This window comes from Nocardia sp. NPDC041819 (assembly GCF_055590505.1).
In genome coordinates, this window is the sequence record NZ_JBVJAP010000021.1 from 34469 (window position 1) to 45296 (window position 10828).

Annotated in this window: 11 protein-coding genes; 7 read left to right on the forward strand and 4 right to left on the reverse strand. The window is 65.1% G+C overall.

What is annotated here, in order from left to right; genetic code table 11:
• Nucleotides 1–12: 12 nt before the first annotated feature.
• Nucleotides 13–1101, reverse strand: a complete 1089-nt coding sequence (locus ACZ6DL_RS34385; protein ID WP_466057470.1) for a phosphotransferase family protein — start codon at nt 1099–1101, stop codon at nt 13–15.
• Between the two features lie 201 nt (nt 1102–1302).
• Between ACZ6DL_RS34385 and ACZ6DL_RS34390 the strand changes: the two genes are divergently transcribed.
• Complete coding sequence (locus ACZ6DL_RS34390; protein WP_466057472.1) at nt 1303–1941, forward strand: TetR/AcrR family transcriptional regulator; 639 nt, start codon at nt 1303–1305, stop codon at nt 1939–1941.
• Nucleotides 1942–2179: 238 nt separating this feature from the next.
• Here the strand turns inward: ACZ6DL_RS34390 and ACZ6DL_RS34395 are convergent, their stop codons facing one another.
• The 3 genes from ACZ6DL_RS34395 to ACZ6DL_RS34405 form a co-directional block, all read right to left on the reverse strand.
• Nucleotides 2180–3355 carry an acyl-CoA dehydrogenase family protein gene (locus tag ACZ6DL_RS34395; RefSeq protein ID WP_466057474.1) on the reverse strand — a complete coding sequence of 392 codons (1176 nt, stop codon included), beginning with the start codon at nt 3353–3355 and terminating at the stop codon, nt 2180–2182.
• A 1-nt stretch (nt 3356) separates the two neighbouring features.
• Nucleotides 3357–4508 carry an acetyl-CoA C-acetyltransferase gene (locus tag ACZ6DL_RS34400; RefSeq protein ID WP_466057476.1) on the reverse strand — a complete coding sequence of 384 codons (1152 nt, stop codon included), beginning with the start codon at nt 4506–4508 and terminating at the stop codon, nt 3357–3359.
• A gap of 64 nt (nt 4509–4572) precedes the next feature.
• Complete coding sequence (locus ACZ6DL_RS34405; protein ID WP_466057478.1) at nt 4573–5370, reverse strand: SDR family NAD(P)-dependent oxidoreductase; 798 nt, start codon at nt 5368–5370, stop codon at nt 4573–4575.
• Between the two features lie 250 nt (nt 5371–5620).
• Here ACZ6DL_RS34405 and ACZ6DL_RS34410 point away from each other — a divergent pair, with 250 nt between their 5' ends.
• Genes ACZ6DL_RS34410 through ACZ6DL_RS34435 form a run of 6 tightly spaced genes read left to right on the forward strand, consistent with a single transcriptional unit; the run spans nt 5621 to nt 10824 of the window.
• Nucleotides 5621–6073 (forward strand): MaoC family dehydratase, encoded by a 453-nt coding sequence (locus tag ACZ6DL_RS34410; protein ID WP_466057480.1) that lies wholly within the window; start codon nt 5621–5623, stop codon nt 6071–6073.
• Nucleotides 6070–6810 carry a 3-oxoacyl-ACP reductase FabG gene (gene fabG / locus ACZ6DL_RS34415; RefSeq protein ID WP_466057482.1) on the forward strand — a complete coding sequence of 247 codons (741 nt, stop codon included), beginning with the start codon at nt 6070–6072 and terminating at the stop codon, nt 6808–6810. Before ACZ6DL_RS34410 ends, fabG begins: the two co-directional genes overlap by 4 nt.
• A gap of 29 nt (nt 6811–6839) precedes the next feature.
• Nucleotides 6840–7610, forward strand: a complete 771-nt coding sequence (locus ACZ6DL_RS34420; protein WP_466057484.1) for an enoyl-CoA hydratase/isomerase family protein — start codon at nt 6840–6842, stop codon at nt 7608–7610.
• Entirely contained in the window at nt 7607–8398 is a 792-nt protein-coding gene (locus tag ACZ6DL_RS34425) for an enoyl-CoA hydratase/isomerase family protein (protein WP_466057486.1), read from the forward strand. Before ACZ6DL_RS34420 ends, ACZ6DL_RS34425 begins: the two co-directional genes overlap by 4 nt.
• A 2-nt stretch (nt 8399–8400) precedes the next feature.
• Nucleotides 8401–9183, forward strand: a complete 783-nt coding sequence (locus tag ACZ6DL_RS34430; protein WP_466057488.1) for an enoyl-CoA hydratase/isomerase family protein — start codon at nt 8401–8403, stop codon at nt 9181–9183.
• Nucleotides 9184–9198: 15 nt separating this feature from the next.
• Nucleotides 9199–10824, forward strand: coding sequence for a class I adenylate-forming enzyme family protein (locus tag ACZ6DL_RS34435; RefSeq protein ID WP_466057562.1), 1626 nt, complete (start codon nt 9199–9201; stop codon nt 10822–10824).
• The last annotated feature ends 4 nt before the right edge of the window (nt 10825–10828 follow it).

A 10828-nucleotide genomic window follows, 5' to 3' on the forward strand; every position in this document is an offset into this window, starting at 1 on the left:
TCGGATCCCCGTTCAGTACCGTGCGAGCGCGTCGTGGTCCGTCAACAGGGTCGCGCCGCGTTCGAGCCAGGACTTCCACATCTGATCTCCGCGTTCGGTCCGCACCACCCGCACCGACGCGTGAATCGCCATGAACAGCCCAGCCAGCGCGTGGTCGAGGTAGCTGGCCCAGCATTCGTCGCGGGTGAGGTCATCGACCCCTGCGGCGACGAGCCCGTCGTGATATATCCCGATCAGCTCACGTTCGTGAGCGCGCCGATCCTCGATCGTCAGACCACAGCCGAGGAAGTAGGCCACGTCGGCGATCCCTGGACCGTATGACACAGTTTGCCAATCCACCAGCACCAGAGGGTCTCTGCCGTTATGCGCATCGAACAGCATGTTGTCGGGCCGGAAATCGTGGTGCCACAAGCTGTATCCGTGCACCTTCGATTGGAACCACGTCGGCGCCGCCGCCACGACCGCTGCGGTGATATCCAGGATCGACCGGTCCACCAGGCCCGCGTAAGTGGCCGCAAACTGCGCGTGGTGGTCGGGCAGGTTGTTCACGGTCGCTTGCAACACCGGGATGAAACTCCGCAGCCACGGCCGAGCGGCCAGGTCGGGTCGACGCCAGGACGAGCCGTGTAGTGCCGCAGCCTGCTGCATCGCCACCGCTGCGCGTTCTGCTGAGCAACCGTCGATCTGATCGACCATCTGCGCAGGCGCGACATCTTCTATGAGGAGCGCGAATCGCCCGTCGTCGGCCGCCTCGGCATGAACAAGCTGCGGTGTGCGCACCGCGACCGTATGCGACAGATCCCGGTAGAACTTCGCTTCACGCTCGTACAGACCGGCCATTCGCCCGATCTGCCTGCTCGCGGGATCCTCGGACGCGAACTTCGCCACCACTGTGGCCGGCGCCGCGCCCCGGTCACCGTCGAACGACAGATGCAACCGGTAGCTGTCGGCCGTCTGACCCAGCCCGAACCGTTCCGCTCGTACTTCGCTTACCTCGGCAGGCGTATCCCACGTGCGCCGCAGGATCGCCGTCACCGCCTCGGTGGTCAGATCAGACAACTCGACCACGGTGGGCAGGGGTGGTTGCAGCACATCACTCATGTGTGTTCCTTGCATCGAAGAACGGCGCTAAGCGGCGCCGGGACTGGGGCGTCCGGTCACACAAGCCAGCGGTGTGTGACCGGAAGCACTCACTTAATGACAGTAGTGTCGATAAGTTGCGCAGTCAATATCGACGTAGTGGCCGCCGTCGGTGCAGCACTGTCGGGCTGCGGCCGTGCGCGGTCATGGCACACTCGGTGGGTGGCATCCACCGAGCACGCCAAGGAGATTCGCCGTGCACGGCGGCGACAGGCCGACCGTGTCGCAGAATCACGGGAACGGCTGATGGAGGCCGCCATTTCCTTGTTCGCCGAACGGGGATACGAAGCGACTTCGACCGGCGCCATCGCCGACAGGGCCGGTTACGTGCGCTCGATGGTCAACACTCGCTACGGGGGCAAAGAGGGCTTGCTGGTGGCGATGCTGCAGGACGAATGGGTTTCCCGATTGCTGTTCGACGTGTCCGACGCGTCCGACGGACTGCACGGTGCGCTCGGGGTGATTGATCGACTGCGAGTATTCGCCGTCGAGCAACCCGCACGCTTACGGGCGTTCCTTCTGGTGAGTTTCGAAGCGACAGGGCCCTCTTCGATACCGAAAGATCGCGTCTCCGGACTGCTGGCCGCGCTCGACCGCACGATAGCGGACGCGCTGCGGGCGGGAGTCGAGGACGGATCCGTCGTTTCGGGGACAGATCCCGACTTCGAGGCAGCCTGCATCGTCGACACAGGGGTCGGCATTGCCTACCGGTGGGTGATCGATGCACAGCGGTACGACCTGGCCGGCCATCTCGGCACCTGGCGACAGGCGCTGTTCGCGCGATTGGGTTCCAGTGCATGACGGCCGCCCGACTGTGCGTTTCTCCAGACCGGAGCGGCACGCGATCGAGCCTGCTACTGGTCCGGTCCTGGTGATTTGCCGAGTGGGGTCAGTGCGGCAACAGTATGAAGTGCCACTCCGAAAAACACAGTGGCACTTCATGTTCGCAGTTACGCCGGGCAGCCGAAGTTGCGCCGCTCGTGGCGGTTGTCGATCCAGATCGACTCGGCAGGAGGGCCGCTCACTGTTCTGGGTGTGGCTAACGCCGTTGGTCGAGTTTCTTTTCGAGGACTTGGCCTGCGATGGTGTTCTTCAGCACCTGCATCGTGCCGCCTGCGATGGACGAGACGATGACGTCGCGGAAGCACCGCTCTGGTGGGAATCCGGTCACCAGGCCGTTGCCGCCGAGGATCTGCATGGCCTTCCAGCACACGTCGCGTCCCATGTCAGCGGCATGCAGTTTGGCAACGGAGACGTCCAAGGGCTGGGGGAATTTCCCTTTTTCGGCGGTCATCGCCGCCTTGTAGGTGAGGTAGCGGACCGATTCGATTTGGGTCCACATCTCGGCGATCAGATGGTAGATCGCCTGGAACTCGTTGACCGGGCGGCCGAACTGCGTTCGTTCGTTGGAGTAGGTGATCGCCTCGTCCAGGGCGCCCTCGGCGAGGCCGAGGCACAGGGAGGCGATGTAGAGACGTTCCATGTTGAATGCCTGCATGAGGGTCGGAAAGGAGCCCTCACCCATCAGAAGGTTTTCTTTGGAAATGCGGCAGTCGGTGAACGTCAAGTCACCGTGCTTGGAACCGCGCGAGCCCATGTACTCCGGACCGTCGCCCAGAGTGAAGCCGGGCGTGCCCTTTTCGACGACGACCGCGCCGATACCTTTCATGCCGGGTGTCCCGTTCAACCGCACGAAGGTGATGTAGAGGTCGTAATCGGGTGCACCGGTGATGAAGCGCTTGCTGCCGTTGAGCACTATCTCGTCGCCGTCGACGATCGCAGTCGTCTCGATGTCGGTAACCGCTGAGCCGTACTTGGGCTCGGACAGAGCGATCGAGGCGGTGAGTTCGCCCGCCGATATCCTGGGCAGGTATTTCGCGTGTGCCGTTGTGTTGTCCGACATCATGATTACCGAGGGGCCGGTGCAGGTTGTCGCGAACAGGATGTCGCCGGCCATCCAAGACTTCATGGCGCGGCACGCCGCCTCGATGGCCAAGGCGAATTCGATAGCGCTCAGTCCTTTGCCGCCGTACTCGACGGGGATGGTGATCCCGGCCAGACCCATGTCGACGGTGTCGCGCACCATGTCGGCGATCGGCGCGGCGTCCTCGCGGTCTATCTGGGTCGCCAGGGGCGCCCACTTCTCCCCGAAGGCCCGTGCTCGCGCTTGGATGTCGGCTTGGGCGGGGGAGAGGTCGAATGCTGTTGTGTCCATGTCAGATCCGTTCGATGATGGTGACGTTGGCCTGTCCGCCGCCTTCGCACATCGTCTGCAGGCCGTACCGGCCGCCGGTGCGCTCGAGTTCGTGCAGCAGGGTGGTCATGAGGCGCGTGCCGGTTGCCCCGATGGGGTGACCGAGTGCGATGGCGCCGCCGTTGACGTTGACTTTGGCGTGATCGGCCTTCAGATCCCGTTCCCAAGCGATGACGACGGAGGCGAAGGCCTCGTTGATCTCGATGAGGTCGATGTCGTCGAGGCTCATGCGGGCCTTCTCCAGTGCGTACTGGGTGGCGGGAATGGGTGCGTGCAACATCATCACCGGGTCCGCGCCGCGCACCGAGATGTGGTGGATGCGAGCCCGCGGAGTCAGCCCGTGGGCTTTCACCGCAGCCCGGGAGGCAATGAGCATGGCCGACGCGCCATCGGAGACCTGACTGGACACCGCGGCGGTGAGACGACCACCCGGCACCAACGTGTCGAGCGCCGCCATCTTCTCCAGGCTGGTGTCGCGCGGACCCTCGTCCTGGGTGACGTCTTCAAACGCCAGGATTTCCCGGTCGAATCGGCCCTCGGCGCGCGCCGTGATGGCCCGAGCGTGGCTTTCGAGCGCGAAGACCTCCATCTCCTCTCGGGAGATGCCCCACTTCTCGGCGATCATCTCGGCGGATTTGAACTGCGAGATCTCGGTGGTGTACCGCGCTTCCCAGCCTTTGGAGCCGGTCCACGGATCGCCAGGACCGCCGCACGCCTGCTCGCCGGCGGCGAACGCCGACAGGATCGGGTACTGGGTCATCTTCTGCACCCCACCAGCGATCACCAAGTCCTGCGCTCCGCTCATCACGCCCATGGCGGCGAAGTGCACCGCCTGCTGGGATGATCCGCACTGGCGGTCGATGGTGACACCGGGCACGGTTTCGGGCAGGCCGGCGGCGAGGGCGGCGGTGCGCGCGATGTCGCCCGCCTGTGAACCGATCTGGTCGATACAGCCGAGCACGACGTCGTCGATGGCGGCGGGATCGAAGTCCCCGCCATCGACGAGCGCGCGGATGACGTGGGCGGCCATATCGGCGGGATGCGCATCGGTGAAGCCACCCTTGCGGCGTCCGACGGGTGTGCGCACCGCATCGATGATGTATGCCTCTGGCATGAAGTCCTCCGGATACTGATGGAATAGGATCGAACTGCGACCTAGCGGGCCGCAGCCGGATGGTTTACGGCATGGTGTAGCCGCCGCTGACCGAGAACACCTGACCCGTGACCTGGCGGGCCGCAGTCTCGGAGGAGACCCACAGGACGGCGTTGGAGATGTCCTCGGCCTGGGTGAGGCGCCGCAACGGAATGTCTTTGCGCAGGAACTCGATCTGCTTCTCGTTGAACACCGCGTCCTCGCCGGCGGCCCACAGGCTGTCCTTTCCGACGGCGTCGGGGCCCTCGGGGATGACCAACCCCGGGCAGACCACGTTCGAGCGGATACCGTGACGGCCGTGCTCGCGCGCGGTGGTGCGAGCCAGTGCGATCAACGCTGCTTTCGTGGCTCCATACACGCCCTGTCGGATCTGCCCGAACGCGGCATCGCTGGAGATGAACACGATCGAGCCCTGGCCGGCCTCCCGCATCACGGGGATGGCGGCCTGGGTGGACGCGATCGCGGTATAGAGATTGACCTCCACGGTGCGCTGCCATTTGGCCCGGTCGGTGTCCTCCGCGATGAACCCGGGGACGCTCCAGCCCGCGTTGTTGACCAGCACGTCGAGGCCGTCCCAGCTTCGAAGCGCCCGATCCACTGCCCCCCTTGCGACGCCGTCGACGGTGAGATCTCCGGCCGCGACCTCGACCGCTGCGGCACCGAGCGCGAGGGCCTCGGCGCGCACCTTCTCCGCTTGCTCGGCGTCGATATCGCTGATGACGATGCGCGCACCCTCGCGGGCGAAGCCATGCACGATGCCGCGGCCGATGTTGGAGCCACCGCCGGTGACGAGAACGCGGGCATTACGCAGCTGCAGATCCATGCGGTCTAACTCCTTCGTCGATGACCGGATACGAGCATAATTTATCTTCGATTAAACAACCAGCTTGGCTCTCGCCGTCGAATGCACATCGAACGCCGTTTGGTCGTCCGCGTCACGGGTTGACAGGTCCGCCCCCTTGAGGTGTCGCCAAACCGTGGTCGGATCCTGGAGTGGGCCGGATGTGCCGCAGGCTTGACCCATCGTACATTCGAATCTATATTAAATTCAAAGCCGAGTGAGGAGAGTTGACGTGCGAGTTTTCGCCACCATCGAGGAGTTCGCCGCCGCTGCGGGGACGTCCCTGGGGACCACCGAGTGGCTCGAGGTGGACCAGAAGCGGATCGACAGCTTCGCGGACGCGACTGGTGATCACCAGTGGATTCACGTGGATCCGGAGCGGGCCGCCGACGGGCCGTTCGGGGGCACCATCGCGCACGGGCTGTTGACCCTTTCGCTGTTGCCGGTGCTGAACCATCAGCTCTACACCATCGAAACGCTCTCCATGGCGGTGAATTACGGCTTCGACAAAGTGCGTTTCATCTCGCCGGTACCGGTGAACTCGCGAGTGCGGGCGACGACCACCATCGATTCCGTCGACCAGGTCCCCGGGGGTCTCCAGGCGAAGATGACCACCACGATCGAGGTGGAGGGCTCGGCCAAGCCGGCCTGCGTCGCAGAGTCGATCGCACGGTTTATCGCATGACCGGCGCGCTGCTCAGTGGGAGGACCGCAGTCGTCACCGGCGCGGCGGGCGGTATCGGGCTGGCCATCGCGCAGCTCTTTCACGAACACGGCGCCGCAATCGTGCTCGCCGATCTGAACGAAAAGGGCGTTCAGGCGGCGGCGGAATCGATCGGCGGCCGCGCGATCGGCATCGGTTGCGACGTGACCGACGAGGATTCGGTGCAGGGCCTGGTGGACGAGACGATGCGCTGGACGGGCGGCTTGGATGTTTTCGTCAACAACGCCGGAGTCACCCGGGACGCGTCGTTGCGCAAGATGACCGTCGCCGACTTCGACATCGTAATGGCGGTGCATCTGCGCGGTACGTGGCTCGGACTGCGGACTGCGTCGGCGGTCATGCGTGATGCCGGCGGCGGGTCGATCATCAATATGTCCTCGCTGTCGGGCAAGTCCGGCAATCCCGGGCAGACCAATTACAGCGCCGCCAAGGCGGGCATAGTCGGTATGACCAAGGCGGGGGCGAAGGAGTTGGCGCACAAGAACGTGCGTGTCAATGCCATCCAACCCGGGCTCATTCGCACGGCCATGACCGAGGCCATGCCGCCGGAGGTGTTCGCCGAGCGTGAGGCCGCCATCCCGATGAACCGCGCCGGTGAGGCCGGGGAAGTGGCCGGTGCCGCACTGTTCTTGGCATCTGACCTGTCCAGCTACATGACCGGGGCGGTGCTCGAGGTCGGCGGAGGTCGGTTGATGTGAGTGAATCGGGTGCACGAGGCGGCCGTGAGATGACGTCGCAGGACGTGGTGCTGACCGAGGTGATCGACGGTGTCGGAATTATCACCCTGAATCGGCCGCAACAGATGAACGCCATCACCGTCGAATTGGGTGCGCGGTTGCACGTCGCGCTCATCGAGACGGCCACGCGGGCGAACGTGATCGTCATCCGTGGCAGGGGTGGAAACTTTTGCGCTGGGGGTGATTTTCATGAGCTGGAACGACTTCGGGAATCAGGCCGCGGCGCCATGGCGCCCTTGTTCGCCAACTTCCGGGCCGCCTGCGATGCGATCTCCGAGCTGCCGGTGCCTGTGATCTGCGCGGTCGAAGGCTACGCGACGGCTGGCGGGTTCGAACTCGCTCAGGCCGCCGATATCGTGCTCGTCCACGAGAACGCAGTGCTCGCGGACATCCACTCCAGGTATGGGCAGATCCCGGGCGGCGGTAGCACACAGCGCCTCCCGCGCTTGGTCGGGCGGCAGCGCGCACTGGCGCACATCCTCACCGGAGACCGTCTCACAGCAGACGACGCAGTGCTCTGGGGGCTGGCGTACCGGAAGTACTCCGCAGCCGAATTCGACTCCGGGGTAAGCGCTTTCGCCGAACGGCTGGCAACGAAGAATCCCGCCGCGCTGGCCAGGAGCAAGCGACTCGTCCACCAAGGGCTGGGCATGTCGCTCGCGGAAGGGCTGAGCCTCGAGTTCGAGACGGTCCTCGACCACCTCACCAGTCGTTCCGCAGGAGACGGAATCGGCTCGTTCACTACTGGGAGCAACCGATGAACGACCTGGTCAGCGTCGTCGTCGACGACGAAGGTATCGCCCGTGTGCTGTTGAACAGCCCGGACACCTCGAATGGTATGGACGTGCCGTTCCTTCAGGCGCTACATTCCGCCATTCTGCGAGTGCATGGTGATCCGCGGGTGCGAGTGGTGCTGCTGTCCGGCGCTGGCAAGAACTTCTGTGCCGGCGGCAATGTAAAGGTATTCGCGTCCAAGGGCGAACAGCTCCCGGACTATCTGCGCGAGGCGACGGCCTGGTTGCAGATCGCCGTCGCCGCGCTGACGCAATTGAACGTCCCCGTTGTCGCGTCGGTGCACGGATTCGCGGCTGGTGGTGGCGGCTTCGGTCTGGTGTGTGCCGCGGACTTCGTGATCGCCGCCGATACGGCGAAGTTCATGTCCGGCGCCGTACGTGTGGGCATGGCCCCTGACGCTGGCGTATCGGTGACTCTGACCCAGTTGGTCGGCCTGCGCAGAGCCATGCACATCCTGCTGACCAACCCGATCCTCGACGCCGTCGAAGCGCTCGAGATCGGGCTCCTGACCAAAGTCGTGCCCGCCGCGGATTTGGAAGACGAATCTCTTGCCTACGCCCGCCAGTTCACTATGACGGCACCGAAAGCGATCGGCGCCACCAAACGCCTGCTGTGGGGCGGGCTGGGTGCGACGCTCGCGGACCGGCTGCCCGAGGAGGCCCGGACCGTATCCGACCTGTCCGGCACCGCGGACTCCCGCGAGGGCCTGGCGGCCGTCATCGAACGACGCGAACCGAAGTTTCGAGGTGAATAGCCATGTCCAGCGATGAATCTCCCGTGCTCATCGAGGACCGCGGGCCGATTCGAATCATCACGCTGAACCGCCCGCAGCGGCGAAATGCCATCGATCTGCCGCTGCGTTATGCACTGGCCGAGCGGCTCGAGGAGGCCATGGCCGCTTCGAGTGTGCGGGTGATCGTGCTGACTGGTGCGGGCGCGGGCTTCTGCGCAGGCGGTGATATTTCCACCATGCGGCGCATGGACGCGGCAGAGGCTCGGCCGCGCGCCGAGGCGGCGCAGCGGGTGGTGCGCGCGATCTGGCAAAGCAGCAAACCGGTCATCGCGGCGGTGGAGGGCGCGGCCTTCGGTGCTGGTGTGTCCCTGGCACTGGCCTGCGATCGGGTCGTCGCCGCGACAGACGCGGTATTCAGCACCGCGTTCACCGGCGTCGGCTTGGCCGGAGACATGGGCATTTTCGCCTCGCTTCCCGCGCGCGTCGGCATGGCCAAGGCCCGCGAACTCATGCTGCTGCCCACGCGTCTTACCGGTGCCGAAGCAGCCGAGATCGGCCTCGCCGACGCCGTCGTGGCTACGGGCACCGCCCTGGAGACGGCACTTGCCGACGCCGAGCGCATGGCTCTTGCCCCTCCGCTCGCGATCGCTGCGCTGAAGGACATGTTCGTGCGGTGGCCGCGCGATCCGATGACAGTACTGGACACCGAAGTCGACAACCAGGTGAAGCTGTTCGACTCCGAAGATTTCGCCGAGGGTGTCGCGGCGTTCCATGAGAAGAGAACTCCCGTGTTTCGCGGGAACTAGCGGAAGCGCATGTCTATGACAGCCATGGCAGAACGCACGCTCGGTGAGTCCTATTGGGCGGCAGACGACAGCGTGCCGCTCTCGGACCACACCGTTGGTTCGCTCCTGGCCGACCGAGCCCGGAGGCATCCCATCACGCCGGCATTGGTCGGCACACCGCATCGCGGTACCGAGCCAGTCCGCCTCACCTACGGTGAGCTCCACCAGGCGGCGCTGCGAGTGGCGGCCGCAATGACCGAGCTCAGCCAACCCGGCGAATTCGTAGCCCTGTGGGCGCCGAATGTCGTCGAGTGGCCCATCATCGAATTCGGCGCCGCGTTGGCCGGGCGCGTGCTGGTCGCGCTCAACCCCGCCTTCCGCGAGGGCGAACTGGCCTTCGCGCTCGAACATTCGGGGGCGGCGGTGCTCATCCACGCCGATGAGTACCGGGGCTATGACATGGCGGCAGTCGCCGTCGCGGCGGTCGACCGTGTCCGTGGCGTCCGCCAGCGGATCAGCCTGTCCGACACCGCGCGCTGGCAAGCGAGCTCGTTGGACTACGACCCGCCCGAGATCGATCCCGACGACCCGGTGATGTTGCAGTACACCTCGGGTACGACCGGCAATCCGAAAGGCGTTCTGCTCCGGCACCGCTCACTCGTCAATGTCGCGAAGATGACCATGGCGGCCGCCGAGATCGCCGAGGGATCGGTCTTCGTGAATCCGCTGCCCATGTTCCACACCGCCGCATGCGTGATCGGTGCCCTCGGGCCGGTCTGGATGGCGGGCACGGTACTGCTGGTGGAAACTTTCGTGCCCGAAAAGGTACTCGCATGGGCCGTCGAAGAGAACGCGGACGTGCTGTTCTTCGTACCCACGATCCTCGGAGCCTTGCTGGAGACCAGCCGAGAAAGCGATAGCGCCGCGCCGAATTTCACAAGCATCGTAGGCGGTGCGGCCAATGTGCCGCAGGTGATGATCGAGGGTGCGGCGAGGGTTTTCGGCGCCGCGGTGCACAACCTGTTCGGCCAGACCGAACTCGCCCCGGTCATCACCTTGACTCGCCGGAACGACTCGCTCGCCGACCAACTGGGCACGGTGGGACGTCCGATTCCACAGGTCGAGGTGAAGATCGCGGGCACGGGCGGCGCCGGGGTGGCTCCGCTGGGTGTCACCGGTGAGATCTGCGCCCGCGGCTACCAGCAGATGATCGCGTACTACCGCGACCAGGCGGCCACGACGGCTGCGGTGGACGCCGAGGGCTGGCTGCACACCGGAGATCTCGGGGCGATGGATGAGCGTGGCTTCATCACCGTGACCGGACGGCTGAAGGACATGATCATCAGCGGCGGTGAGAACATCGCTCCTGCGGAAGTGGAATCTCGCTTGGTCGAACATGACTCGGTCCAGCAGGCAGCCGTTGTCGGCCTCCCGGACCCGAAATGGGGTGAGGCCGTGGCTGCCGTCCTCGTAGTGCGTGGTGAGCAGCCGGACGATCTGGTGCACTCGGTCAAAGAGCGGCTCAGCACGACGCTCGCGCCGTTCAAGACACCGCGCCGCTGGTTCGTCGCCGACAGCCTGCCCGTCACACCGTCGGGCAAGGTTCAGAAATTTCTACTCCGTGCGGCGATCCTCGACGGCGCTGTCGACGAGATCGGGTGAAGAG